The organism is Acidovorax sp. SUPP2825 (assembly GCF_030158995.1).
In the GTDB taxonomy this organism is placed as follows: Bacteria; Pseudomonadota; Gammaproteobacteria; order Burkholderiales; family Burkholderiaceae_C; genus Paracidovorax.
Genome location: NZ_BQXK01000001.1, coordinates 32,740 through 58,098 on the forward strand (window position 1 = coordinate 32,740; position 25,359 = coordinate 58,098).

Consider the following 25,359-nt stretch of genomic DNA (forward strand, 5'->3'; position numbering starts at 1 on the left):
AGGAAAGGGGGAGGGCGGAGCCGGCTTGCGCTCACATCATCGAAAAGTCGCGCTCGAACCGCATCAGGTGCTGGCCGCCATCCACCAGCAGCGTGGTGCCGGTGATGGAGCGGTTTTCCAGCGCGAACTTCACGGTGGCGGCCACGTCGGCGGGCGTGGAAGACCGGCCCAGCGGGCTCAACGCGTGCAGCTGGCGGAATTTCTCGCCTTCCAGCAGGTGGCTGGTGAGGGTGAGGCCCGGCGCCACCCCCACCACCCGCACCCGGGGCGCGAGGGCCAGCGACAGCATGGTGCCGGCCGCCTCCAGCGCTGCCTTGGAGAGGGTGTAGCTCAGGAAGTCGGGGTTCTGGTTCCAGAGCTTCTGGTCGAGCAGGTTGACCACGGCGCCGTGGATTTCGCCCTGGTCGCCCTCCTCGCCCGCAGCGGCTGCGGCCCGCTGTTCCAGATGCGCATGCAGGCCCTGGGCCAGCAGCACGGGCGCCGCGGTGTTGCTGCGCAGGTGCTGCTCCAGCGTGGAAAAGCCGAAGCTCGCGGCATCATCGTGCTCGAAAAGCGAGGCACTGTTGACCACCGCATCCACCGCGCCGAAATGCTGCACCACGCGGGGCAGCAGGCCGCGCACGGCGGCCTCGTCCTGAAAATCGGCATCGAAATGGGCGCTGGCGCATGAAAATCGCCGGCATGATGCTACGGTTTCGATAGCATCCTGCTCGGAATGCCGATAGTGGACGGCCACCTGCCAGCCGCCGGCCGCCAGCGCGAGCGCGATGTCGCGGCCCAGGCGCTTGGCGGCGCCGGTCACCAGCACGGTGCGAGGACGGGAGGGGGAGGGCATCGGGGACAATCGGGACCGTGACGACGACAGAACCCCCAAGTTTAACGACCGCCCTGGCGGCCCACATCGGCCAGGCCATTGCACAGGCCGGCGGCTGGATCGGCTTCGACCGCTTCATGGCCCTGGCCCTGTACACGCCCGGCCTGGGCTACTACGCCAACGACTCCACCAAGTTCGGCCTGCTGCCCGGATCGGGCAGCGACTTCGTGACCGCGCCAGAGCTGAGCCCCCTGTTCGGCCAGACCCTGGCCGTGCAGGTGGGCGAGGCCCTGGCGCAGACCGGAACGCACGAACTGTGGGAGTTCGGCGCGGGCTCCGGCGCCCTGGCGCTGCAGCTGCTCGATGCCCTGGGCGAGCGGGTGCAGCGCTACACCATCGTCGATCTTTCCGGCACCTTGCGCGCGCGCCAGCAGGTGCTGCTGTCCCCGCATGCGCACAAGGTGCGGTGGGTGGATGCGCTGCCCGACCGCTTTGCGGGCGTGGTGGTGGGCAACGAGGTGCTGGACGCCATGCCGGTGAAGCTGCTGGCCCGCCACGGCGGGCAGGCGGCCGGCGTGTGGCATGAACGCGGCGTGGTGCTGCAGGGCGATGCCTTCGCCTGGGCCGACCGGCCCACCGATCTGCGCCCGCCCGTGGAGGTGGAAGGCCCGCACGACTACCTGACCGAGATCCACCTGCAGGGCGAGGGCTTCATCCGAACCTTGGCCGACCGGCTGGAGCGCGGTGCGGCCTTCCTGCTGGACTATGGCTTCGGCGAAGCGGAGTACTACCACCCCCAGCGCCACATGGGCACGGTGATGTGCCACCAGGGGCACCTGGCCGACAGCGATCCGCTGGTGGCGGTGGGCCGCAAGGACATCACCGCGCACGTCAACTTCACGGCCATGGCGCTGGCCGCGCAGGACGCGGGCCTGCAGGTGCTGGGCTACACCACGCAGGCGCACTTTCTCATCAACTGCGGGTTGGCCCAGCGCATGGTGGAGTTGCCCCTGCTCGAACGCGCGACGGCCGCCAAGCTGGTCATGGAGCACGAGATGGGCGAGCTGTTCAAGGTGCTGGCCCTGGGCGCGGGCGAACCGTGGGAGCCCATCGGCTTTTCGCAAGGGGACCGGTCCCACCGGCTTTGAAATGCTGCCCTTCAATGCATCACGCCGTCCCGACCCTGATGGGGCGGACGGCGTGATGCGGCTCAGCTTGCAGCCTGCGCACAGGCAGGCGGCCTTCGCCGGGAAACCGATAATCCGATGCCATGGCGGGAAAATAGGGAGCCCGCCAAGGCGCGGATATCAGGCTTCTGCCAATTCCAGCATCTTGGACAAGGCAGGAACCGGCAGGGAGCTCCATTTTTGATTCTGGCCGCCGTTATAGGGCCAGATCAAGATCGGGTTGCCGGGGGTGGGGTTGTTGTTGGCATTGTCCAGAACCATCTGGGGGTATTGGACGTTGGAAATGGTGGGTGCGCGGCCCACCCAGTTCCATTGCTGGCTGGTCCGTCCGAGAACCAGGTTGGCCACGATGACCTGGCCCTGCTGGCCGTCATAGCCCTGAACGTCGAGGCAGAGGCTGGGGTTCGCCACCAGCGTGATGAAGCCGCTGTTGGGGTCCATGTTCCATTGAGAGGTCGTCCCACCGACCCCGGACAGCACATTCAGGGTGACCAGCGAACCTGCCGAGGGGCTGGCGACGCCGATGCAAAGGTTGGTATTTTGCAGGCTCTGGATTACGTATGCAGTCATTGCTAAACCTCCGTGTATTGTGGATTTGTCGTGCCATATGTTTTTGGCCGACACGCCATTCTGGTGGGAGGAATATTGAATGCAATAGGGAATATCAGGACGGGTGGTGGTAATTTGTGATGAATTGTTGGTGATTTCTGAAAATAACTGAATTCTTCTGAATCATTTCAAATCACCTATAAATATTCATATTGGCGATTATCAATTCGGCAGTGAATCACAGTGTCGGACATTGCCGAATTCGGATCCTTTCGAATCTCTCCGAACAGAACAGGGCGTCAATTCAGCCGCAGACCACTGGCCGCATCGAACAGATGCGCCTGCGCCGCCACGGGCCGCAACTGAAGCGCGTCGCCCGGCCGCACGTCGATGCGGTCGCGGAACGCCGCCAGGATGTCGTGCCGGCCATCGAGCCGCAGCGCCACCTGGGTATCCGAGCCCGTGGGCTCCACCACGACGACCTGGGCCGGCAGGCCCGCTCCGCTGGTGTCCAGCGCGAAGTGCTCGGGCCGGGCCCCATACAGCACGCTGTCGCCATGGCGCCCGCGGGGCGGGCGGGCCAGGGGCAGGCGCAAGCCGTCGTCGGTGACCACGCTGGCCTCGCCATCCAGGTGCAGCCGGCCGGGAATGAAGTTCATGGCCGGCGAGCCGATGAACCCCGCCACGAACGCATTGGCCGGCCGGTCGTACAGATCGAGGGGCGCACCCACCTGCTCGATCACCCCGTCCTTGAGCACCACGATGCGGTCGGCCAGGGTCATGGCCTCCACCTGGTCGTGCGTGACGTACACCGTGGTGGTGCCCAGCCGTTGGTGCAGCGCCTTGATTTCGGTGCGCACCTGCACGCGCAGCTTGGCATCGAGGTTGGACAGCGGCTCGTCGAACAGGAAGGCATCGGGCTGGCGCACGATGGCGCGGCCCATGGCCACGCGCTGGCGCTGGCCGCCCGAGAGCTGGCGCGGCGTGCGGTCCAGCAAGGCTTCCAGGCCCAGGACGGCGGCCACCTCGTTCACCCGGCGCCGGATGGCGGCCTGGCTCTCGCCCTGCAGCTTCAGCGAGAAGCCCAGGTTCTGCGCCACCGTCATGTGGGGGTAGAGCGCGTAGTTCTGGAACACCATGGCGATGTTGCGGTCCTTGGGCGCCACGTCGTTGATCACGCGCCCGCCCAGCCGGATCTCGCCGCTGGTGATGGTTTCGAGCCCCGCGATGGCGCGCAGCAGCGTGGACTTGCCGCAGCCCGAGGGCCCGACGAGCGCGACGAACTCGCCGTCGCGGATGTCGATGTCCACCCCGTGGATCACGGGTGTGCCGCCGTAGTGCTTGACGATCTGGTGAAGTGACAGTTCGGCCATGTCAGTCCTTGACGCCGCCGGCCGTGAGCCCGCGCACGAGGTAGGTGCGCACGAGCACCGTGAAGATCACCACCGGGAACATCACCAGCGTGCCGCTGGCGGCGATCTTGGTCCACTCCCAGCCTTCGTACTGCAGGAAGTTGACGATGGCCACCGGGGCGGTGACGGCATTCGTGCGCGTGAGGATCAGTGCGTAGAAGAAATCGTTCCACGAGAAGATGAAGCACAGCACGGCGGTGGCCGCCAGCCCGGGGGCCGCCAGCGGCAGCGTGATGCGCCAAAAGGCCTGCCAGACGCCGCAGCCATCGATGTAGGCCGCCTCTTCGAGCGCGGTGGGCACCGCTTCGAAGAAGGTCTGCATCAGCCAGATCACGATCGCCAGGTTGAAGGTGAGATAGACGATGGCCAGGCCCACGATGGTGTCCTGCAGTCCGAGCCAGCGGTAGGCCAGGAAGAACGGGATGGTGAAGGCGATGGGCGGCGCCATGCGCGTCACCAGGATCCACAGGGCCACCTGGCGCCGCCACCGGAACTGCCAGCGCGTGAGCGCATAGGCGGCCGGCACGCCGATCAGCAGCGACAGGCCGGTGGACAAGGTGCTGACCGCCAGGCTGTTCGAGAACGACTTGAGGAAGTTGCCCTGCAGCAGGCTGCGAAAGCCCTCCAGCGTGGGCGTGAAGAGCAGGCGGTCCTCGAAGATGTCCGCGCTGGGCCGGAAGGCCAGCTGCACCAGCCACAGGAAGGGGAACATCACCACCAGCAGCAGAGCGACGGCCACGAGGCCGCGCGCGTTGCGGCGCAGCCATCCGGCACGCCGCGCATCTGGCAAGCGCAGCGCGGCAGGGGGCGGCGTGAACGTGGAGGGCAGGGGCAGGGCGGCTTCAGCGTTTGTCATGGTCGTTCCATCCGAGTCGGCCCACCAGCCAGCTGAGCGCGAACACGCCCGCGAGAATCACCATCGCGATGGCGCTGGCATAGCCCCAGTAGGAGAAATTGAAGGCCTGGATGAAGCCGTAGTAGTTGGTCACCTCGGTCACCGTGCCCGGGCCGCCATCGGTCAGCACGTAGATCAGCGGAAAGGCCTTGAAGCTGTCGATCAGTCGGAACAGGCCGCACACCACCAGCACCGGCCGCAGGTAGGGCAGCACGATGTACCGGAACAGTTGCCAGCGGTTGGCGCCGTCCAGGCTCGCGGCCTCCAGCGGGTCGTCCGGCACCATCTGCAGCGTGGCCAGCACCATCAGCAGGGTGAACGGAAACCACTGCCAGGTGTCGGCGATGGAGATGGCCCACAAGGCCGTGTCGGGGTTGGCGATCAGCGAGCGCACCGGCAGGCCCACCGCCTCCAGCGCGCGGTGCAGAGGGCTCACGTCGGGCGTGTACAGGATCTTCCAGATCAGCGCCACCACGATGGGCGGCAGCACCATGGGGATCAGGAATGCCGTGCGCGTGGCGCCCAGCAGCTTGGAGCGCCCGTTGAGCAGCAGCGCCAGGCCCAGCCCCACGCCCAGTTGCAGCGCCACGCTGTAGACCGACAGCTGCAGTTGCGTGGCGATGGAGCGCAGAAAGCGCGCGTCCTCCAGCAGGTGGCGGTAGTTCACCAGCGGGTCGTCGAAGCGGAAGGTGCCGGCCGCGTCGGTGAGGCTCAGGGGCGTGAAGCTCGTCACCAGCAGCGCCGTGGCCGGCGCCAGCGTGATGACCAGCAGCACGGCCAGCGAGGGCAGCACGCCCCACAGGAAGGCGCGGCGGCGCGCCGCTTCCCAGCCGAGGCCGGGGCGCAGAGTCAAGGTGCTCACCGCCGGCTCACAGCTTCAGCCCGGCGCGCTGGAGCTCGGTGATCGATTGGGCCTGCGCCTGCTGCAGCGCCTGCCGCGCGCTGGCCTGGCCGGAGGCGATCAGCGCGATCGCCTTGTTGAGCTGCTGGTCCACTTGCGGGTAGACCGACACCGTGCGGTACTTCATGTGCCCGGTCTTGGAGGCCAGCTCGATCGAGTCCAGTGCCAGTTGTGCCAGGTCGTTGCCGTTGATGACCTGCCTGGCGCGGAACTCCCGGGAGTCGATGTCAGAGCGGCGTGCCGGCGAGCCGTAGCCAGCCAGCACCGCCTTGCGCGTGGTCTGCTTGGACAGCGCCCACTGGATGAAGGCCCACGCGGCCTCCTTGTTCTTCGACCCCGTCGGAATGCCCAGGCCATGCACGGCCGTGCCCGGAAAGCGCCCTGCAGGCCCCTTGGGCACCTGGCCGAACTGCAGTGTCTTCAAGGTCTTGCTGGAGGCCGGGTCCCCCAGTTGCGCGAGATGCAACTGCCCCGCATCGGTGAAATTGACGCGGCCGAGCTTGAGCGCCTGGGTCACCTGGTCGGGCGTGTAGGTGATGGCACCGTCGGGCCCGAACTCTCGCAGCAGGCTGGCGTAGTACTCGGCCGCTGCGATGGCTTCGGGCGTGTCCAGCGTGGGATACAGGTCGTCCGGTGCCTTGCGGAACACGTCGCCACCGAAGGCATGCAGATAGGGCACGAAGGTCCAGCCGTAGTGGCTGTCGGACACGAAGCCCGCCACGCGCTCCTTCTTGTTCACGGCGCGCAGCACCTTCACCAGGTCGTCCGTGGTGTCCGGGTAGGCCAGGCCGGCCTGTTGCACCAGGTCGAATCGCGAGGAGGCGGACAGCAGCGCCTCGGCCGTCCAGGGGATGCCGTAGAGCTTGCCGTCCTTGCCGGTCTCGGGTGCGCGCGCGCCGGGCAAAAAGTCGTCCACATCCCAGTCGGCGGGCGTGAGGTTGGGGTTCCTGATGAAATCGTCGAGCGGCGTGAGCCAGCCCGAGTGGATCCATCGGCTCGAGTAGATGAAGGTCACGTTGACCACGTCGTAGGCCGAGCCCTTGGTGGACAGTTCCAGATCGGCACGCTGGTTGTAGACCTGGAACGAGGGTGCGTCGAAGTTCACCCTGGCGCCCGTGAGCGCTTCGAACTCGGGCAGGTACTGCTGCAGCAGCTTGGGGTAGGCCGCGCTGAAAGTGGAGACATTCAGGGTCACGCCCTGGAACTTCTTCGCACCGCTCTGCGCCTGCGCAAAGCCGGGCAGCAGGGCGGTGGCGCCCAGGGCCGATGCGGCCTGGAGCCACTGGCGTCGTTGGGTCATGTCGATGGCTCCGTGGCGTCAGGCGGTCGCGGTAATGACGCTGTCGATCTGCGCGTCGTTGGTGGCTTCGGGCCGCACGCGGGTGCGGCTGCGGCGCCCGTCCACCGCCACGGCGGGCTCGCCGTGCACCGTGACGCGGCGCACCACGCGGGCCTGCGTGCCGTAGTCGTTGATCGCGAAATGCTGCGTCGCCCGGTTGTCCCAGATCGCCACGTCGTCCTGCTGCCACTGCCAGCGCACGGTGTTCTCCAGGCGGACCACGCGGTTTTGCAGGATCTCGAAGAGGCGTGCCGATTCGGTGCTGGAAAAGCCCGCGATCTTCTTGACGAAGTGGCCCAGCAGCAGCGCGCGCTCGCCCGACACGGGGTGCACGTGCACCACGGGGTGCTCGGCCTCGAACACGGAGGACACGAACACCTTGCGGTGGTGGTTCAGCCGTTCCTCCTCGACCACCACGCGCTCGGCGCCGTAGTCGTAGTCGTTGCTGTGCACGGCCCACAGGCCGTCCGCCAGGCGCTGGAGATCTTCGGGCAGGCGGGCATAGGCCGCGGCCGTGTTGGCCCACACCGTGTCGCCGCCATAGGCCGGAATGGTCACGCCGCGCAGGATGCCGTACTTGGGGAATGCGTCGATGAAGGTCACGTCGGTGTGCCACGAATCGGCACGGCCACCGCCCTTGGAGGCGTCGAGTTCGAAGATGCGCGTGCCCGTGGGCGAGGGCACCGTGGGATGGGCCACGGTCTTGCCCAGGCGCGCGCCGAACGCCTGGTGCGCGGTATCGTCCAGGTGCGTCTGGCCGCGGAAGAACAGCACCTTGTGGCGCACCAGCGCGGCGGTGAGGTCGGCGATGGTCGCGTCGTCCAGCTCCCCCGACAGCTGGAGGCCGAGCACTTCACCGCCCAGGCTGCCCGCCACGCGGCGGATGCGCAGGTTTCCAAAGGACGTATCGAACCGGGATGGGGATGTTTCGCTCACGGGCAGGCTCCAGCGGGGAAGGGGTGATGGCCGGATTCTGGAGACCGCCATGACGGACGCGAAGCGACCAAATCGGATATGCAAGCGACCCGAACATCGGGCCATATCCATAGGCCGAAAAGATGGAAGGGCGCTGCCGGCCCGTTACCCGTTACCCGTTACCCGTTACCCGTTACCAGTTACCAGTTACCAGTTACCAGTTACCAGTTACCAGTTACCCGTCGGCCAGCGTGCCCTTGGCCGGTGCGGCGTCCAGGGTCGCCGCATCGCTGCGGTCCTTGAGCCCGATGCCGGTGAGCCCCAGGCGCCGGGCCTCCTGGCACAGCCACCACAGGCGCGCCGCCGCCGCGGCCGGTGCCAGCCCTTCGTGCCGCACGTTGGAGATGCAGTTGCGCTGCGCATCGCTGCGGCCCACCTGTGGATGCCAGGTGAGGTAGATGCCCAGGCTGTCGGGCGAACTCAGGCCCGGGCGTTCGCCGATCAGCACCGCCACCAGGCGTGCGCCCAGCAGTGTGCCCACCTCGTCGCCCAGCGCCACGCGCGCCTGTGTGGCAATGACCAAAGGGCCGATGCGCCAGCCCTGCGGTGCCGTGCCCCGGATGGCTTGCACCAGCGGCGCGGCATGGCGTTCCACGGCTAGGGACGAGAGGCCATCGGCCACCACCAGCAGCAGGTCGCATCTCGCCTCCGGCGTGCCGCCATTGCCCTGGCGGCCCAGGCCGCGCAGCCGTTCGGCATCGGCATCGCCCAGGCGGCGGCCCAGGTCCGGGCGCAGCAGGTAGGTGGCACGGTCGGTGGCGGCGCTGGCCACCTGCAGCGGGGTGCCGCCTGCCGAGGCGAGCTGCGTGGCCAGGCCTTCGGCATCGAGTGGCCGGTGCACGGCATCGCGTGCCTGGGCGTGGGCCATGCCGAAATCCAGCAGTTCGCGCGTGGGGATGGCGGTGCCTGCGCGCCCCAGCGCCAGTCGCGCCGCCGTGTGGGCGCGCATGTCATCCCAGGGATCGGGCGGGGGGCCGGCGTCCGGGGTGGCGGGCGTGTCGGCCATCACCCGGCCCCTCCGATGCGCCGCAACTGTGTCAGCGTGGGCCGCTGCTGCGCGGCGGGCAGCAGGCGGCCGGCCCCGTCGGTCAGCTGCATGCGCTGCAGCCAGGCTTCGAACTCGGGCGCGCGCCGCAGGCCCAGCACCTCGCGCAGGTACAGCGCGTCGTGGAACGAGGTGCTCTGGTAGTTGAGCATGATGTCGTCCGCACCCGGCACGCCCATGATGAAAGTCAGGCCCGCCACGCCCAGCAGCGTCATCAGCGTGTCCATGTCGTCCGAATCGGCCTCGGCATGGTTGGTGTAGCACACGTCGCAGCCCAGCGGCACGCCCAGCAGCTTGCCGCAGAAGTGGTCTTCCAGGCCCGCGCGGATGATCTGCTTGCCGTCGTACAGGTACTCCGGCCCGATGAAACCGACCACGGTGTTGGTGAGCAGGGGCGAGAACGCGCGCGCCACGCCGTAGGACCGCGCCTCGCAGGTCTGCTGGTCCACGCCGTGGTGGGCGTCGGCCGACAGGGCACTGCCCTGGCCGGTCTCGAAATACATGACGTTGTCGCCCAGCGTGCCGCGCCGGAGCGACAGGGCCGCCTCGCGCGCCTCGTGCAGCAGGGCCAGGTTCACGCCGAAACCGGCGTTGGCCTTTTCGGTGCCGGCGATGGACTGGAACACCAGGTCCACCGGCGCGCCCTGCTCGATCATCTGGAGGGTGTGGGTCACGTGCGTGAGCACGCAGGACTGCGTGGGAATCCGCAGCGTGGCGATCACCTCGTCAAGCCGGTGCACCAGCCCCGTCAGGGCCGTGATGCTGTCCGTGGCCGGGTTGATGCCGATCACCGCGTCGCCCGCGCCGTAGAGCAGGCCGTCGATCATCGAGGCGGCGATACCGCGCAGGTCGTCCGTGGGGTGATTAGGCTGCAGCCGCACGGCCAGGTGCCCGGGCAGGCCGAGGGTGTTGCGAAAGCGCGTGGTCACCCGGCACCGGCGCGCGACGGCCACCAGGTCCTGGTTGCGCATGAGCTTGCTCACGGCCGCCGCCATCTCGGGCGTGAGGCCCGGGGCTACCGCGGTCAGCAGGGCGCTGTCCGCGGCCAGCAGCCAGTCGCGCAGCCCCCCGACGGTGAGGTGGGCGATGGGCTCGAAGGCCGCGGCATCGTGCGTGTCGATGATGAGGCGGGTGACCTCGTCGTCCTCGTAGGGCACCAGCGCTTCGCTCAGGAAGCGGTCGAGCGGCACATCGGCCAGGCACATGCGCGCGGCCATGCGTTCCACCGCCGTGCCCGCCGCGATGCCCGCCAGCACGTCGCCCGACCGGGCCGGCGTGGCCTTGGCCATCACGTCGCCCAGGTCGCGGAACTGCCAGCGCTGTCCGCCGGCGGTGTGGTGGTAGCGGCTGGCGGGCATGGGGCGTCGGGGGCCTTTCGTGGACGGTCAGGCGACGATGAGGTGGCTGCCGGCCGCCTGCAGCGCCGACAGGCCGGGCAGCGCGCGCGATCCCGCATCGGTCACGATGGTATCGATCTCGGGCAGGCCTGCATACACCACGCGGCTGGCCTGGCCGATCTTGCTGTGGTCGGCCAGCACGATGAGCCGCTGCGCCTGCGCCGCCATGGCGCGGGCGATGGCCGCCTCGTGGTGGTCGAAGCTGGTGGCCCCGTGCAGGCAGTGGATGCCCACGGGCGAGAGCAGCGCCACGTCGGCGCGGTAGCGGTGGATCTCGGCCACCGTGATGTCGCCGTGCGTGGCCCGCACCCCGGGGTCGGTGCGGCCGCCCAGCAGGATGACGTCGTTGCGCGCCGGGCGGCCGGCGTCGGCCCCGGCCAGCTGGAGCGCGGCGTTCAGGCTGTTGGTCACCACCGTCATCCCCGACAGGGACGACAGCTCCGCCGCCAGGAGGGTGGTGGTGCTGCCGGCATCGAGGAACAGCGTCTGCCCCGGCTGCAGCTGCCGCAGCGCGGCGCGGGCGATGGCGCGCTTTTCGCGCTCGCGCACCGCCTGGCGCACGGCCAGCGGGGGTTCGGGCGCCGGGCCGGGCGCGACCACGCCGCCGTGCACACGGCGCAGCACGCCCTGCGCCTCCAGCTCGACGAGGTCGCGCCGCACGGTCTCGCGCGAAACGTCGAGGTCCTTCACGATGCGCTCGGTGCTCACGCGGGTGAGCGTGGCCAGCAGTGTGCGGATGCGGATGAATCGTTCTTCCTGCAGCATGTCCTGTGATCCTGTCGTGTCGGTTCGTTCGCGGGTGGGGATAGCGCAGGGGCCGTGCCCGCGGCCCGGTGGTGCCGGGTGGCTCCGTTCACCCGCAGGCGCCGGTGTCCTGGGAGCATCGCGAAAGAACGGGGGAAGGGTGTGTGTGCGTTCCGTGCGGCCCCGGTCGGTGCGATGGGGGGCATGGGTGCCCAGTGTTATCTTTTGCAGGAAAGGGCACAAGCACCCAATATGCCAAGGTCAGGCGTCCGTTTCGTGACGGGTGCCAGCGCCGGGCAAGTAGTGGGGGGCGCCGTGTCGATAGATGATTTTGTAGTTAGCAATGCATAAATCATTCGTTCCGGTTTGGAGGTGTGCTGAATAAAGTGGCAACCCAGAGGGCCCCCGCCGGGCCCGTTCAAAGGTGGTTCACCATGTCGGCAGTTCTGTCCCACGACCCGGTTTCCGCGACGGCCATCGCCCTGGACGATGATGCCGCGCCGCAGCCCTTCGATATCCGCCCGGTGGCCGGCGCCGCAGGCCCGCTGGGCGCCGAGGTGGTGGGCCTCGATCTGTCGCGGCCCCTCGGCGCGCAGGACTTCGACCGCATCCACCGCGCGCACCTTGCGCACCACGTGCTGGTGTTCCGCGACCAGCGCATCACCCCGCGCCAGCACATCGATTTCAGCCGCCGCTTCGGCCCGCTGCAGATCCATGTGCTGAAGAACTTCCAGCTGGCCGATCACCCCGAGATCCTGATCGTCTCCAACATCAAGGACGCCGGTGGCCAGCCCATCGGGCTGGGCGATGCGGGCCATTACTGGCATTCCGATCTGTCGTACAAGGAAAAGCCCAGCCTGGGCTCGCTGCTGCATGCGCAGGAGCTGCCCGGCGAAGGCGGCGACACGCTGTTCGCCGACCAGCACGCGGCCTACGATGCCTTGCCCCTGGCGCTCAAGAACGCCATCGCCCCGCTGTCGGCCGAGCACATACCTGGCCAAGTACGAAGAGCTGCGCGCCCGCAGCCCCTGGCGCCCGAAGCTCACGCAGGCGCAGATCGACGAGGTGGCGCCTGCGGTGCATCCGGTGGTGCGCACCCACCCCGAAACCGGCCGCAAGGCGCTCTTCGTGAGCGAGCACTTCACCACGCGCCTCGTCGGCTTGCCCGACGATGAAAGCCGCGCGCTGCTGGACGAACTGTTCGCCGCCAGCGTGCGGCCCGAGTTCCTGTACCGGCACCGCTGGCTGCCGCACGACCTCGTGTTCTGGGACAACCGCTCGGTCATGCACCTGGCGGCTGGCACGCCCGACAGCGAGCGCCGCAAGCTCTACCGCACCACGGTCGAGGGCGACCTGCCGTTCTGAACGGCCGCCGCCTTCGCCTTGCGTTACTCCCTTCCCCTTCTTCGTTGCTTCTCGCTTCTCGCGCCAGGAAATGCCCACCATGCACCAGCCTTCACGCCGCGGCATCGCCCGCCGCACCCTTGCCGCCCTGGCCGCTGCCGGCCTCATCGCCTGCGGCCTGGGGCTACCCGCCGCTTCGCACGCGGCCGAAGGCCAGTTGCGCATCGCGCAGCAGTTCGGCGTGGTGTATCTGCTGTTGAACGTGGCGCAGGACCAGAAGCTCATCGAAAAGCACGGCAAGGCGGCGGGCATCGACATTCAGGTCGATTACCTCCAGCTGTCCGGCGGCTCGGCGGTCAACGATGCCCTGCTGTCCGGCAACATCGACATCGCAGGCGCTGGCGTGGGCCCGCTGTTCACGCTGTGGGACCGCACCAAGGGCCGCCAGAACGTGAAGGGCGTGGCCTCGCTGGGCAACTTTCCGTACTACCTGGTGAGCAACAACCCCAAGGTGAAGACGCTGGCCGACTTCACCGAGCAGGACCGCATCGCGCTGCCCGCCGTCGGCGTGTCGGTGCAGTCGCGCGTGCTGCAGATGGCCTCGGCCAAGCTCTGGGGCGACAAGGAGTTCAATCGCCTGGACAAGATCCAGGTGGCCCTGCCGCACCCCGATGCCGCCGCCGCGATCATCAAGGGCGGCACCGAGATCACGGGCCATTTTGGCAACCCGCCGTTCCAGGAACAGGAACTGGCCGGCAACCCGGCCGCGCGCATCGTGCTCAACTCCTACGACGTGCTGGGCGGGCCTTCGTCGGCCACCGTGCTGTACGCGACCGAGAAATTCCGCCGCGAGAACCCCAAGACCTACAAGGCGTTCCTGGATGGCCTGGACGAGGCCGCCAAGTTCATCACCGCCCATCCGGAGAAGGCGGCGGACATCTACCTGCGCGTGACCGGCGCCAAGACCGACCGGGACCTGCTGCTCAAGATCATCAAGAACCCGGAAGTCCAGTTCAAGGTGAAGCCCGAGAACACGCTGGGCATGGGCCAGTTCCTGCACCGCGTGGGCGCCATCAAGAACGCGCCGACCACGCTCAAGGACTATTTCTTCGAAGACGCCCACACCGCGGGCGGCAACTGAAGCGCGCCATGCGGCTGGGACCCCTTTTCCCCGCGCTGATGGAGCGCCTGGAGCCCGAGACCGGCGGCGCCGGCGGTGGCGTGGCCCCGGCGGCCGGCCCGCTGCCCAGCCGCGCGGCGGACCCGTCGGCGCTGCTGCACGTGGAAGGCGTGAGCATCGACTACCGCACGCGCGACACCGTGGTGCGTGCCACGCACCGGGTGGATTTCCAGGTGCATGCGGCCGACCGCTTCGTGCTGCTGGGCGCTTCGGGCTGCGGCAAATCGACGCTGCTCAAGGCCATTGCAGGCTTCATCCCGCCGAGCGAAGGCCGCATCGTGCTCGGCGGCCAGCCCGTCACGCGGCCGGGGCCCGACCGAGTGGTGGTGTTCCAGGAGTTCGACCAGCTGCCGCCCTGGAAGACCGTGCGCGAGAACGTCATGTTCCCGCTGCTGGCCGCACGCCGCGCCAGCCGCGCCGAGGCCGCTGAGCGCGCGGCGCTCTACCTCGACAAGGTGGGGCTGTCCCGGTTCGCCGATGCGCACCCGCACCAGCTGTCGGGCGGCATGAAGCAGCGCGTGGCCATCGCCCGTGCCCTGGCCATGCAGCCGCGCGTGCTGCTGATGGATGAGCCCTTCGCCGCGCTCGATGCGCTCACGCGCCGCCGCATGCAGGAAGAACTGCTGGGGCTGTGGGACGAGTTCCGCTTCACGCTGATCTTCGTCACCCATTCCATCGAAGAAGCGCTGGTGGTGGGCAACCGCATCGCCATCCTGTCGCCGCACCCGGGGCGGCTGCGCGCCGAGGTCAACTGCCACCAGTTCGGGCTGCACAGCCTGGGCGGCACGGCGTTCCAGGCCACGGCCCAGCGCATCCACCGGCTGCTGTTCGACGAGCCGGCGCCCGGTGGCGGCGCGGCCGGGCCGGTGCAGGCCGAGGTGCAGGCGCACGAGCGGGCCGTGCCTTCCGCCGCGGCGCGGCCGATCGGCGGCCTGCCTTTCCAGATTTCCGTATGACCGCTGCCCTCACCCCTTCCGTGGATACCGCGCCCCGTGCGCGGCCCGAGCCGCCCGTGCGGCCGGAGTTCGAAGGCCCGCTCGCGCCGCTCGAAGGCATTGCGCCCCAGCAGCCGCTGCCGCTGTTCGCACGCGTGTGGCAGCAGCAGGCCGTGCGCCGGCTCGCCATCCTGGCGGTGCTGGCCGTGCTGTGGGAGCTGCTGGCGCGCTGGCAGAACAACGATCTGCTGCTGCCCACCTTCGTGCAGACCGCCCGGGCCCTGGTCGAGGGCCTGGCGTCGGGCGAGCTGCTGGCCAAGGCCGCGATCTCGCTGTCGGTGCTGCTCAAGGGCTACCTGGCCGGCATCGCGGGGGCCTTCGTGCTGACCACGCTGGCGGTATCGACCCAGTTCGGGCGCGATCTGCTGTCCACGCTGACCGCCATGTTCAACCCGTTGCCCGCGATCGCGCTGCTGCCGCTGGCGCTGCTGTGGTTCGGCCTGGGGCAGGGCAGCCTGGTGTTCGTGCTGGTGCACTCGGTGCTGTGGCCGCTGTCGCTGGCCACCTACGCGGGCTTTCAGGGCGTGCCCGAGACCCTGCGCATGGCCGGGCGCAACTACGGCCTCACGGGCATCCGCTACGTGCTGCAGATCCTGGTGCCGGCGGCGCTGCCGTCCATCCTGTCGGGCCTGAAGATCGGCTGGGCCTTTGCCTGGCGCACGCTGATCGCCGCCGAGCTGGTGTTCGGCGCGTCGTCGGGCAAGGGGGGCCTGGGCTGGTACATCTTCCAGAACCGCAACGAGCTCTACACCGACAAGGTGTTCGCCGGCCTGGCGCTCGTGATCCTCATCGGGCTGCTGGTGGAGACGCTGGGCTTTCACACCCTGGAGCGCCTGACGGTGCGCCGCTGGGGTGTGCAGCGCTGACCGAACGGCCCGCTGCACGGGGGCGCGTGCGGGCGGGGGCCATGCCCCTGGGCTTTCAGGCCCCTGGCCGGCCGATCCGGGGGGCGAAAATCCGCAAGCCCTACACTTGCAGCCCATGTTTCGCTGGCTGATCGTCGTTTTTCTCGCGCTGGTGCTCATCAACGGCCTCACGCCGCTGCTGCAGCGCCTGGGGATGGGGCGTCTGCCGGGGGACTTCCGGTTCCGTCTGTTCGGTCGCGAGTGGTTTATTCCACTCACCAGCACGCTGCTGCTCAGCGCCTTGGCGAGCCTGATCGCCAAGTGGGTGTGAGGCCCGCGCGTCGCCTGTCACGGATTTTCCATCTGCCCTTGTCACACTGGGCGCGCCCGATGTCCCGGCCGCCCCTTTGAAAGTCGTTTTTCCCATGTTCCGCTCCATCGCCCGGCTGCTGCCGCTGCTCGCCTGCGCCATCGCGCCGTTTTCCGCCATGGCCCAGGGCCCGGCCAACACCTTGCAACGCATCCAGGAAACCCATTCCATCACCCTGGGCGTGCGCGAAGCGGCCTGGCCGTTTTCGTTCCTGGACGACAAGAAGGCCCCCGCGGGCTACTCCGTGGACCTGTGCCTGGCCGCGGTCGATGAGATCAAGCGCACGCTCAAGCTCAAGGAGCTGGACGTGAAATACAAGGTGGTGAGCGGCACGGAACGCATTCCCAAGCTGGAAGCCGGCGAGATCGATCTCGAATGCGGCTCCACCACCAACACCAAGGCGCGCCAGGATCGCGTGGCGTTCAGCAACACCGTCTTCGTGGCGGGCATCCGCGTGCTGGTGCCCAAGGGCGTGAAGATGGATGTGCTGCAGGACCTGGCCGGACTGCCCGTGGCAGTGAGCAAGGGCACGACGTCCGAGAAGCTCCTGACCCAGCTCGCCGTCAACGAGGTGAAGATGCAGCTCAAGGTGTTCGCGTCCGACACCGAGGCCTACAAGGCCTTCCAGGACGGCACCGTGCGCGCCTATGCCAACGACGATTCGCTGCTGCTCGGCATGGCCGCCAAGAACAAGGCCGCGGACAAGGTGGAACTGAGCAAGTTCGTGCTGTCGGTGGAGCCGTACGCCATCATGATGCGCAAGGGCGATACCGAGCTGGGCGCCGTGGTGGACCGCACGCTGAACCGCCTGTTTTCGAGCCGCGACATCGACCCGCTGTACAAGAAATGGTTTGCCACCGAGCAGTTCAACCTGCCCATGGCGCGCCTGAGCCGCGAGAGCTTCAGCCGCCCGAACAAGGAGCCGGGCGTGGCGATGATCCTGGGCTACTCCATCTGAGGTCCCTGCCAGGCGCGCCGGCGGTCGGCCCTGGCCTACATGCCGCCGCCGCCGCCCCGCCGATACTGGCGGGCAACGCCTGCGTCCGTTGACCGCCGCCGCCCCTGCGGGCCGGCCGGGCCCAGGCCCTGCACGAACGCGAGGTGGTAATGAGAGCATGCATCGACATCGGCGGCACGAAGATCGCCGTCGCCCTGGCGCCCGCGGGCACCGGCCTGGCCGAACTGGTGGCGCGCCGCACCGAGCCCACCGCCAAGACCGGCGCACCCGACGCCCTGGCCCGGCAGGCCCTGCGCATGGTGGACGAGGCCTGCGCCGAAGCGGGCATCACCCGCGCGCAATTGCAGGCCACCGGCGTCTCGGCCTGCGGCCCCTTCGCGCTGCGCGACGGCCAGGTGGAACTGGCCACCCCCAACATCTGCGGCGGCCTGGCCGGCCCCGGGCGCGACGCGCCGAACGACTGGATGCAGATCCCCCTGCAGGCGCCGCTGGCGGCCGCGCTGGGCACGGTCCATGCGCAGAACGATGCCGTCGCCGCGCTGCTCGCCGAGCGCCGCTGGGGCGCGCTGCAGGGCCTGGACCACTGCGCCTACGTGACCTGGAGCACCGGCGTGGGCGTGGGCCTGTGCGTGGACGGCCGGGTGCTGCGCGGCAAGAACGGCAACGCGGGCCATGCGGGCCACAGTTTTTCCAGCGACGGGCCGGGCGATGCCCTGTGCGGCTGTGGCAACGTGGGCGACGTGGAGTCGCTCGTGGCCGGCAGCTCGATGCCGCGCCGCTTCGGCCACGACGCCGAACAACTGGTGGATGCGGCCAGGCGGGGCGATGCCGCCGCGCACGCCGCGGTGGCGGGCATGTGCCGCGTGCTGGGCCGCATGCTCTACAACCTGGTGGCCACGCTGGATCTGCAGCGCATCAGCCTCGGGGGCAGCGTGTTCCTGCACCACCAGGACTACCTGCTGCCGCCGCTGCAGGCCGAGGTGTCGGCGCACCTGCCTGCGCTCACGGCCGGGGTGCGGCTGGTGCCGGCCGGCCTGGGCCTGCAGGTGGGCGACTATGCGGCGCTGGCGGTGGCGAGCGGCTGAGATGGATCGGCCTTCAACCGCCTCGCTCCGTTGGTTCGCCCGGCCGTGCTCCCGCACTGCCAGCGGCTTCCTGCCGGGTGGTCCGGCGGAAGGCCAAACCGCATGAACCGTTACATGGCGGCCCGGTCGGGGGGACGATAATCCGGCCCCATGCACATCCGCTTCACCAAGATGCAGGGCGCGGGCAACGATTTCGTCGTGATCGATGAAACCCAGGGCCGCCTCGGCCTCACCGCCGCGCAATACCGCTTCCTGGGCGACCGCCACTTCGGCGTGGGCGCCGACCAGATCCTCACCGTCCGTCCCTCGCCCGCCGAGGGCATCGACTTCGAATACGTCATCCACAACGCCGACGGCGGCGAGGTGGAGCAGTGCGGCAACGGCGCGCGCTGCTTCGCCCGCTTCGTGCGCGACAAGGGCCTGACCACCCGCGACCGCATCCGCGTGCGCACCCGCGCTGGCGACATCGCCCCCGAACTCACCCCCGACGGCCGCGTGACGGTGGACATGGGCCGCCCGGTGCTCGATCCCGCGCGCGTGCCGTTCGACACCACGGGCCTCACCCCCATCATGCAGGGCTTGGGGCAAAAATGGCCTCTGGCGCATGATCCACTAGGGCATGACGCTATTATTTTTGTAGCGGTCGTTTCCATGGGCAATCCGCACGCGGTGCAGCTTGTGGACGACGTGGACACCGCGCCCGTCGCGCAGACCGGGCCGCTCATCGAGCGCCACGCGCGCTTTCCGCAGCGCGTGAACGCGGGCTACCTCCAGGTCGTGGACCGCACCCGGGTGCGCCTGCGCGTGTACGAGCGCGGCGCCGGCGAGACGCTGGCCTGCGGCACGGGCGCCTGCGCCGCCGTGGTGGCGGGCATCCGCCTGGGGCTGCTCGATGCGCGCGTGGACGTGCAGACGCGTGGCGGCCTCCTCACCATTGCCTGGAACGGCGGCGACACGGACCCGGTCTTCATGACCGGTCCCGCCACCACCGTCTTCGAAGGCCAGATCGACATTCCCGACACACCATGACCATTCCCCACAGCACCCAGGTTCCCCCCATCACCGAAGACGACATCGCCGAGTTCCTGGCGCAGACGCCGGGCTTTTTCGAGCGCCACGCCGAGGTGCTGGCCAGCGTGCAGATCACCAGCCCCCACGGCCAGCGGGCTGTGAGCCTGCAGGAACGCCAGGCCGAGATGCTGCGCGAGAAGATCAAGGGCCTGGAGCAGCGCATCATGGAAATGGTGCGCAACAGCAACGAGAACGCCGCCATCGCCCACAAGATCCACCGCTGGACGCGCGAGCTGGCCGAGGCCCGCAACCCCTCCAGCCTGCCGAACGTGGTGGAGGAGGGCATCCGCCGCCTGTTCGACGTGCCCCAGGCCGCGCTGCGCCTGTGGGACGTGGCCCCCACCTATGCCGGTGCGGCCTACGCCCAGGGCGCGAGCGAGGATGCGCGGGCCTTCGCCTCGTCGCTGACCATGCCGTTCTGCGGGCCCAACCTGGGGTTCGAGCCCACGGCGTGGCTGCCCGATGCATCGCAGGTGCAGTCGCTGGCCCTGCTGCCGCTGCGCGAAGGCGCGATCGACAGCACCGAGCCGGCCTTCGGTCTGCTGGTGCTGGGCTCGGCCGATCCGCACCGCTTCGATGCCGCCATGGGCACGGATTTTCTCGCCCGCATGGCGGAGCTGGCGAGCGGCGCGCTCTCGCGCCTGCGCTGAGCGGCGGCGCCGGCCCCTTGCCCGCCGGCGCCTTCTGCCTTTCTTTTCCCCTGCATCGCCGCCTGCCATGACCGAACCGGTGCCCACCGCCGATGCCGAGCCGGCACCGGCCGCCACCGCGCCCACCGATCCGGCGGTGCTGCGCTACCTGGAGCACGTGCGCGTGGAAAGGCGCCTGGCTGCCCGCACCCTGGCCCTGTACACGCTGGACCTGGACAAGCTCGCCCGCTTCGCCGAAGGCGCGGGCGTGCCGCTGCTGGGCCTGGCCACCGCGCACATCCGCCGCTTCGTCGCGCAGATGCACAGCGGCGGGCGCAGCGGGCGCGGCATCGCGCTCATCCTCTCGGGATGGCGCGGGTTCTTCACCTGGGCCGGGCAGCAGGGCCTGGTGCCGCACAACCCTGTGCAGGGCGTGCGGGCGCCGCGCGCGCCCAAGCCGCTGCCCAAGGCCCTGCCCGTGGACGATGCGGTGCGCCTGGCCGAGTTCGAGCACGCGGGCGGCGACCCCTGGCTGGAGGCGCGCGACGCCGCCATGGTGGAGCTGCTCTACGGCTGCGGCCTGCGGGTGGGCGAACTGGTGGGGCTGGATGCCGCGCCCGGCCCCGACACCCAGCTCCAGGGCCGCGGCTGGATCGACCTGGAGGCCGGCGAGGCGCATGTGTTCGGCAAGGGCTCCAAGCGCCGCAGCGTGCCGGTGGGCACGGCCGCACTGGCTGCGCTGCAGGCCTGGCTGGCGCAGCGCCCGCAGCCCTTCGGCGGCGCTGCGTCGGCGCGGCTGGATGCGGCGCTGTTCGTGGGCCAGCGCGGCCAGCGGCTCACGGCGCAGTCGATCTGGCTGCGCCTGCGCCAGCGCAGCCAGCAGGCGGGGCTGACCACGCCCGTGCACCCGCACATGCTGCGCCACTCGTTCGCCAGCCATCTGCTGCAGTCGAGCGGCGACCTGCGCGCGGTGCAGGAGCTGCTCGGGCACGCCAACATCACCACCACGCAGGTCTACACGCGGCTCGATTTCCAGCACCTGGCCAAGGTGTACGACGCGGCCCATCCGCGCGCCCGCAAGAAATCCAGCGACTGAGGGGCCGGCCGCTGGCGCCGGGCCTGGAGGCCGGCGGCCGGCCGCGGGGCGGGATCAGCCGCGCACCAGGCGCCGCGGGATGCGCGGGGCCGCCAGGACGGGGTCCTGGGGCAGCTTGAAGGCCGCCACCGAGGCCAGCAGTTCGCGGGCCCGGCTGCTCAGGGCAGCGGCGGCCGCGGCCATTTCCTCGACCATGGCGGCGTTGTGCTGGGTGGTCTGGTCCATCTGCGTCACGGCGCCGTTGATCTGGTCCACGCCCTCGCTCTGCTCGCGGCTGGCGGCGGTGATCTCGCCGACCAGGCCGGTCAGGCCGCCGATGCTGCTCACCACGCTGCCCATGGTCTGGCCTGCGCGGTCCACCAGGGCCGTGCCCGCGTTCACGCGGTCCACGCTGGCGGTGATGAGGCCCTTGATCTCGCCGGCCGCCTGCGCCGCGCGCTGGGCCAGGTTCCGCACCTCGCCCGCCACCACGGCGAAACCCCGGCCCTGGTTGCCGGCGCGGGCCGCTTCCACGGCGGCGTTCAGCGCCAGGATGTTGGTCTGGAAGGCGATGGCATCGATGACACCGATGATGTCCGCGATCTGGCGGCTGCTGTCGTTGATGCCGCGCATGGTCTGGATCACGTCCGACACCACCGCGCCGCCCTCGCGGGCCACGGCGGACGCGGTCTGCGCCAGCTGGTCGGCCTGCCGCGCGCTGTCGGCGTTGTGGCGCACGGTGGCGCTCAACTGCTCCATGGACGCCGCCGTCTGCTGCAGCGCGCCGGCCTGGCCCTCGGTGCGCGCCGACAGGTCGCCGTTGCCCTGGGCGATCTGCGCCGCAGCGGCCGAGACGCTCTCGGCGCCCTCGTGGATGGCGGTCACCACGGTGGCCAGGTGGTCGCGCATGTGGCGCAGCTGCGCCATCAGGCTGGTGTCGTCGCCGGGGGCGAGGGCGATGGCCACGGTGAGGTCGCCCTGGGCCACGCTGCGCGCCAGGGCGGCGGCGGTGGCGGGCTCGGCGCCCAGTTCGCGCAGGATGCTGCGCGCCACGAGGTAGCCGAAGCCGAGCGCGGCCAGCACGCCCGCCGCCACGGCCACCACGATCCCCAGGCGGGTGTCGGCGAAGGCCACCTCGGCGGCTTCGTAGTCGACCTGCGCCGTGTCCAGCTGCACCTGCGTGAGGGACGACAGCACCGTCTGCAGCGGGTCGAGCGCCGGGTACATCTCGCGGGCGGCGAAGGCGGTCAGCCCCGGGATGTCGCCGGCGTGCAGCAGGCCTTCGAGCCGCGCCACCGCCGCATCGGCGGCCAGTTGCAGCGGGCGAAATTGCGCGACCAGCCGGCGCTCCTCGCCGATCAGCGGGGCGGACAGGTAGGCCGACCACTGGGCGTCGATGTCCTTGCGTGCGCTGGCGATCGAGTCGAGGCCCTGCCGGGGCGTCATGGCGCCGTCGCGCACCTTGTGCGCCGTGTCCACGACGTTCACGGCATAGGCGTCCGCCACGATCTTGATCTGCTTGAGCGGCACGACGCGGTCGTGATAGACCGACACGAGTGCGGCATTGGAGCCCGCCATGCCCAGCAGGCCGGCGGTGCCGACGCCGGCGGCGAGCAGGCACAGGAGGGCCAGGAGCAGGGCCAGGCGGGTGGCGACTTTCAAAGGACCGAAGTGCAGCATGTGGTGTTTTCTCCCTGAAATTGTTGGAATGCTTGGTGCTTGGATGTGCGTCTCCTGCCAGGGGGCTGGAGATGGGGTGGATGGTAGGAATCTGTGAGCGGATGTTTCTCAACAATGCTCAAATGTTGCTTTGCGTCCTCCCGGCCCGGCCGCGCGCCACCGGGCCCGCGCCATGCCTTTCGCCGGGGCGGCGCACGGGCATCGCACAATCGCGGGCATGAAAACCCTACGCCTTCGACCCGGCAAAGAGCGCTCCCTGCTGCGCCGCCACCCCTGGATCTTCGAATCGGCCATCGCCAAGGGCGGCGGCGACAGCGGCGAGACCGTGCGCGTGGAGTCGCACGAGGGCCAGTTCCGCGCCTGGGCCGCGTTCAGCCCGACCTCGCGCATCCGCGCACGCGTGTGGAGCTTCGACGAAGCCCAGCGCATCGATGCTTCTTTTTTCATAGCAGCATGCCGGCGTTCCATATGCGCCAGAGGCCGATTTGGCATTGAAAGCGATGGCGTGCGCCTGGTGCACGGCGAGTCCGACGGGCTGCCCGGCCTGATCGTGGACCGCTATGGCGACACCCTGGTGGCGCAGTTCACCAGCGCCGGCACCGAGCGCTGGAAGGCCGTGATCGCCGACGCGCTGCTGCAGGAGACCGGGCTGGTGCGCCTCTACGAACGCTCCGATGCCAGCGTGCGCGGGCTGGAAGGGCTGGAGCCCGCCACCGGCTGGCTGCGCGGCGAGGGCGAGACGGGCCTGTCGATCCGTGAACACGGCTGGCGCCTGACGCTGGACATCGCCGAAGGCCACAAGACCGGCTTCTATCTGGACCAGCGCGACAGCCGCAAGCGCTTTGCCGACGCCACGCAGCGCCTGGGCTTCCAGCGCGTGCTCAACTGCTACTGCTACACGGGTGGGTTCACCGTCGCGGCGCTCTCGGGCGGGGCAGGGCACGTGACCTCGATCGATTCGTCCGGCCCGGCGCTGGAGCGCGCCCGGGCGCACGTCGCCCTGAACGGCTTCGAGGCCGGCCGCGCGGATTTCCTCGATGCCGATGTGAACGCCTCGCTGCGGCAGTTCCTCAAGGACGGGCGCACCTTCGACGCCATCGTGCTGGACCCGCCGAAGTTCGCGCCCACCGCCGCGCACGCCGACCGGGCCGCGCGCGCCTACAAAGACATCAACCGCCTGGCACTGCAGCTGCTGGAGCCGGGCGGCATGCTGTACACCTTCTCGTGCTCGGGCGGCATCAGCGCCGACCTGTTCCACAAGATCGTCGCCTCGGCCGGGGCCGATGCGGGGGTGGACGGCTTCATCCTGGAGCGCCTGGGCGGCGCGCCCGACCACCCCATGACGCTGGAGTTTCCCGAGGGCGAATACCTCAAGGGCCTGGCGGTGATGCGCAAATAACCGGCCGCGCTCAGCCGCCCGCGCCGAACACTTCGACGCGCCCGCGGCCGTTGTGCTTGGCCCGGTAGCAGGCCACGTCGGCATCGTGCAGCACCACGTCGGGGCTGTCGCTGTGGCTGGAGAAGACGCGCACCCCCACGCTGGCGCCCACGCGGAAGCGGGCGCCTTCGGCGGCGAAGTCCTGCTGGTGGATGGCCTGGACGATCTTCGCCCCCACGGCCTGCGCCTGCTGCGTCTCGCAGGCCTGCAGCACCACGACGAATTCGTCGCCGCCGATGCGCACCAGCGTGTCGGCCATGCGCACCGACTGGCGCAGCAGCACGGCCACCTGGCACAGCACCTGGTCGCCCGCGCCGTGGCCCGCCGCGTCGTTCACCGCCTTGAAGCCGTCCAGGTCGATGTACAGCAGGGCATGCGGCCCAGGCTGGCCGGACAGCGTCTGCACGATCGAGTGCAGCCCGCGCCGGTTCTGCAGGCCCGTGAGCGCATCGTGCAGGCTTTCCTCGCGCAATTGGTCCGTCAGCGCGCGCAGTTCGTCCTGGCGCCGCTTGTCGGTGCTGATGTCGGTGTGGAAGGCGCAGGTCTGCCCGTCGGCCATGCGGTTCATGGCCACCCGCACCCAGCGGCCGCCGGGCAGGGGCACCTCGAACGGCACCCCGGCGAAGTTCAGGCTGTCGTGCAGGGCGGCGACGATGTCTTCGGCGCGCGCCGCGTATTCGTCCGGGGCGCAGGCCGACGCCCAATGCTGGCGCACCACCTCGGCGTAGCTGCGCCCGAGCGCCGCCACCTTCGAGGGCAGGCCGTACATGGCAAGAAAGTGGTCGCTCGCAAACACGATGCGCCCGTCGCCGCTTTGCACCGAGGCGCCGTCGCCCGCGTGTTCGAGCATCTGCAGCGCATCGTCGGTCGGCCGGTCGGCCGGTCGGCGGGAGGCGGTGCGGGCGCCTGGGTGGGCATGGGAAGGGCGGCCTCGGCCACCTCCAGCCAGATGCGCACGCGGTGCCCATCGCCCATGGAGGACGCCGCCACCCGCAGCCAGCGGCCTCGGTGCTGGAAGACGTAGGGGCGCGTCTGCTGCACGTGCCGCGCGATGCCGTCGGCCACATGGCGCTCCAGGTAGCGCAGGTCATCCGGGGCCAGGCGCTGGCGGTAGAAGCGGCGCAGGTTGTCCGCGTACGGCTCGCCGGCGTGGACGTGGCCGTCGTGCTCTGGAAAGAAGCGCAGGAAGCTCTGGTTCCACAGCACGGTGCGGTGCTGGTCGTCGAAGACGCACAGGGCGATGCCCAGGGAGTCGAGCAGCGTGGCGGTCAGGCGGTAGTCCATGGCCAAAACGTATCAAAAAGCTTCTTCGATAGTCAATGTATAGCAGGGCGATGACGGTGTTGCGCTCGATGGGGGTGCTTGACAGCGCCGCTACACTGGATGATGGTCCTGCAGCCGCCTTCGCGGCCGCGCTGCAGAGGCCGGCGC

Annotated in this window: 23 protein-coding genes and 2 pseudogenes; 12 read left to right on the plus strand and 13 right to left on the minus strand. The window is 69.5% G+C overall.

All coding sequences use genetic code 11. The features are described 5' to 3' along the window. Nucleotides 1–31: 31 nt before the first annotated feature. Nucleotides 32–835 carry an SDR family oxidoreductase gene (locus tag AVAK2825_RS00150; RefSeq protein ID WP_284392948.1) on the minus strand — a complete coding sequence of 268 codons (804 nt, stop codon included), beginning with the start codon at nt 833–835 and terminating at the stop codon, nt 32–34. A gap of 8 nt (nt 836–843) precedes the next feature. On the opposite strand from AVAK2825_RS00150, the gene AVAK2825_RS00155 reads away from it, so the two are divergent. Then, the gene (locus AVAK2825_RS00155) at nt 844–1,962 is read left to right on the plus strand and encodes a class I SAM-dependent methyltransferase (RefSeq protein WP_284393817.1); all 1,119 of its coding nucleotides are present in this window, start codon (nt 844–846) and stop codon (nt 1,960–1,962) included. Nucleotides 1,963–2,121: 159 nt separating this feature from the next. Here the strand turns inward: AVAK2825_RS00155 and AVAK2825_RS00160 are convergent, their stop codons facing one another. From AVAK2825_RS00160 to AVAK2825_RS00200, 9 genes are all read right to left on the minus strand, one after another. Next, a complete protein-coding gene (locus tag AVAK2825_RS00160; protein ID WP_284392952.1) occupies nt 2,122–2,571 on the minus strand; it encodes an RICIN domain-containing protein in 450 nt (149 codons plus the stop codon). A 278-nt stretch (nt 2,572–2,849) separates the two neighbouring features. After that, entirely contained in the window at nt 2,850–3,923 is a 1,074-nt protein-coding gene (locus AVAK2825_RS00165) for an ABC transporter ATP-binding protein (protein WP_284392956.1), read from the minus strand. Nucleotide 3,924: 1 nt separating this feature from the next. Then, nucleotides 3,925–4,818 carry a carbohydrate ABC transporter permease gene (locus AVAK2825_RS00170; RefSeq protein WP_284392958.1) on the minus strand — a complete coding sequence of 298 codons (894 nt, stop codon included), beginning with the start codon at nt 4,816–4,818 and terminating at the stop codon, nt 3,925–3,927. Further along, the gene (locus tag AVAK2825_RS00175) at nt 4,805–5,719 is read right to left on the minus strand and encodes a carbohydrate ABC transporter permease (protein WP_284392960.1); all 915 of its coding nucleotides are present in this window, start codon (nt 5,717–5,719) and stop codon (nt 4,805–4,807) included. Before AVAK2825_RS00175 ends, AVAK2825_RS00170 begins: the two co-directional genes overlap by 14 nt. A gap of 7 nt (nt 5,720–5,726) precedes the next feature. Next, the gene (locus AVAK2825_RS00180; RefSeq protein WP_284392962.1) at nt 5,727–7,058 is read right to left on the minus strand and encodes an ABC transporter substrate-binding protein; all 1,332 of its coding nucleotides are present in this window, start codon (nt 7,056–7,058) and stop codon (nt 5,727–5,729) included. A gap of 18 nt (nt 7,059–7,076) precedes the next feature. Beyond that, the gene (locus tag AVAK2825_RS00185; RefSeq protein WP_284392964.1) at nt 7,077–8,033 is read right to left on the minus strand and encodes a TauD/TfdA dioxygenase family protein; all 957 of its coding nucleotides are present in this window, start codon (nt 8,031–8,033) and stop codon (nt 7,077–7,079) included. 214 nt (nt 8,034–8,247) lie between these two features. Continuing rightward, on the minus strand, nt 8,248–9,078 hold the full coding sequence (gene eutC, locus AVAK2825_RS00190; protein WP_284392966.1) for an ethanolamine ammonia-lyase subunit EutC: 831 nt from the start codon (nt 9,076–9,078) through the stop codon (nt 8,248–8,250). After that, nucleotides 9,078–10,475, minus strand: a complete 1,398-nt coding sequence (locus tag AVAK2825_RS00195) for an ethanolamine ammonia-lyase subunit EutB (protein ID WP_284392971.1) — start codon at nt 10,473–10,475, stop codon at nt 9,078–9,080. The genes eutC and AVAK2825_RS00195 overlap by 1 nt, the downstream gene beginning before the upstream one ends. A gap of 27 nt (nt 10,476–10,502) precedes the next feature. After that, the gene (locus AVAK2825_RS00200; protein WP_284392972.1) at nt 10,503–11,279 is read right to left on the minus strand and encodes a DeoR/GlpR family DNA-binding transcription regulator; all 777 of its coding nucleotides are present in this window, start codon (nt 11,277–11,279) and stop codon (nt 10,503–10,505) included. 413 nt (nt 11,280–11,692) lie between these two features. On the opposite strand from AVAK2825_RS00200, the pseudogene AVAK2825_RS00205 reads away from it, so the two are divergent. From AVAK2825_RS00205 to AVAK2825_RS00250, 10 genes and pseudogenes are all read left to right on the plus strand, one after another. Then, nucleotides 11,693–12,623: pseudogene (locus AVAK2825_RS00205) on the plus strand (TauD/TfdA dioxygenase family protein). A 70-nt stretch (nt 12,624–12,693) separates the two neighbouring features. After that, complete coding sequence (locus tag AVAK2825_RS00210) at nt 12,694–13,743, plus strand: ABC transporter substrate-binding protein (RefSeq protein ID WP_502870462.1); 1,050 nt, start codon at nt 12,694–12,696, stop codon at nt 13,741–13,743. Between the two features lie 8 nt (nt 13,744–13,751). Beyond that, on the plus strand, nt 13,752–14,738 hold the full coding sequence (locus tag AVAK2825_RS00215; RefSeq protein ID WP_502870463.1) for an ABC transporter ATP-binding protein: 987 nt from the start codon (nt 13,752–13,754) through the stop codon (nt 14,736–14,738). Further along, a complete protein-coding gene (locus AVAK2825_RS00220) occupies nt 14,735–15,643 on the plus strand; it encodes an ABC transporter permease (protein ID WP_284392978.1) in 909 nt (302 codons plus the stop codon). Before AVAK2825_RS00215 ends, AVAK2825_RS00220 begins: the two co-directional genes overlap by 4 nt. A gap of 115 nt (nt 15,644–15,758) precedes the next feature. Continuing rightward, the gene (locus AVAK2825_RS00225; protein WP_272549218.1) at nt 15,759–15,953 is read left to right on the plus strand and encodes a DUF2905 domain-containing protein; all 195 of its coding nucleotides are present in this window, start codon (nt 15,759–15,761) and stop codon (nt 15,951–15,953) included. 94 nt (nt 15,954–16,047) lie between these two features. Beyond that, nucleotides 16,048–16,950 (plus strand): amino acid ABC transporter substrate-binding protein, encoded by a 903-nt coding sequence (locus AVAK2825_RS00230; RefSeq protein WP_284392989.1) that lies wholly within the window; start codon nt 16,048–16,050, stop codon nt 16,948–16,950. Between the two features lie 149 nt (nt 16,951–17,099). Continuing rightward, on the plus strand, nt 17,100–18,035 hold the full coding sequence (locus tag AVAK2825_RS00235) for an ROK family protein (RefSeq protein WP_284392991.1): 936 nt from the start codon (nt 17,100–17,102) through the stop codon (nt 18,033–18,035). 150 nt (nt 18,036–18,185) lie between these two features. Further along, nucleotides 18,186–19,064: a diaminopimelate epimerase gene (dapF, locus tag AVAK2825_RS00240; RefSeq protein ID WP_284392994.1), complete on the plus strand. Its 879-nt coding sequence runs from the start codon at nt 18,186–18,188 to the stop codon at nt 19,062–19,064. Further along, complete coding sequence (locus AVAK2825_RS00245; protein WP_272567184.1) at nt 19,061–19,756, plus strand: DUF484 family protein; 696 nt, start codon at nt 19,061–19,063, stop codon at nt 19,754–19,756. The genes dapF and AVAK2825_RS00245 overlap by 4 nt, the downstream gene beginning before the upstream one ends. Before the next feature lie 67 nt (nt 19,757–19,823). Beyond that, nucleotides 19,824–20,831, plus strand: coding sequence for a tyrosine recombinase XerC (locus AVAK2825_RS00250; protein WP_284392997.1), 1,008 nt, complete (start codon nt 19,824–19,826; stop codon nt 20,829–20,831). 54 nt (nt 20,832–20,885) lie between these two features. Here AVAK2825_RS00250 and AVAK2825_RS00255 read toward each other — a convergent pair whose 3' ends face one another. Next, the gene (locus AVAK2825_RS00255) at nt 20,886–22,490 is read right to left on the minus strand and encodes a methyl-accepting chemotaxis protein (protein ID WP_284393000.1); all 1,605 of its coding nucleotides are present in this window, start codon (nt 22,488–22,490) and stop codon (nt 20,886–20,888) included. Between the two features lie 217 nt (nt 22,491–22,707). On the opposite strand from AVAK2825_RS00255, the gene AVAK2825_RS00260 reads away from it, so the two are divergent. Further along, complete coding sequence (locus AVAK2825_RS00260) at nt 22,708–23,889, plus strand: class I SAM-dependent rRNA methyltransferase (RefSeq protein ID WP_284393002.1); 1,182 nt, start codon at nt 22,708–22,710, stop codon at nt 23,887–23,889. A gap of 10 nt (nt 23,890–23,899) precedes the next feature. On the opposite strand, the gene AVAK2825_RS00265 is transcribed toward AVAK2825_RS00260, so the two are convergent. Next, on the minus strand, nt 23,900–24,778 hold the full coding sequence (locus tag AVAK2825_RS00265) for a sensor domain-containing diguanylate cyclase (protein WP_284393004.1): 879 nt from the start codon (nt 24,776–24,778) through the stop codon (nt 23,900–23,902). 143 nt (nt 24,779–24,921) lie between these two features. Continuing rightward, nucleotides 24,922–25,212: pseudogene (locus tag AVAK2825_RS00270) on the minus strand (PAS-domain containing protein); the annotation flags it as partial. Nucleotides 25,213–25,359 lie beyond the last annotated feature (147 nt).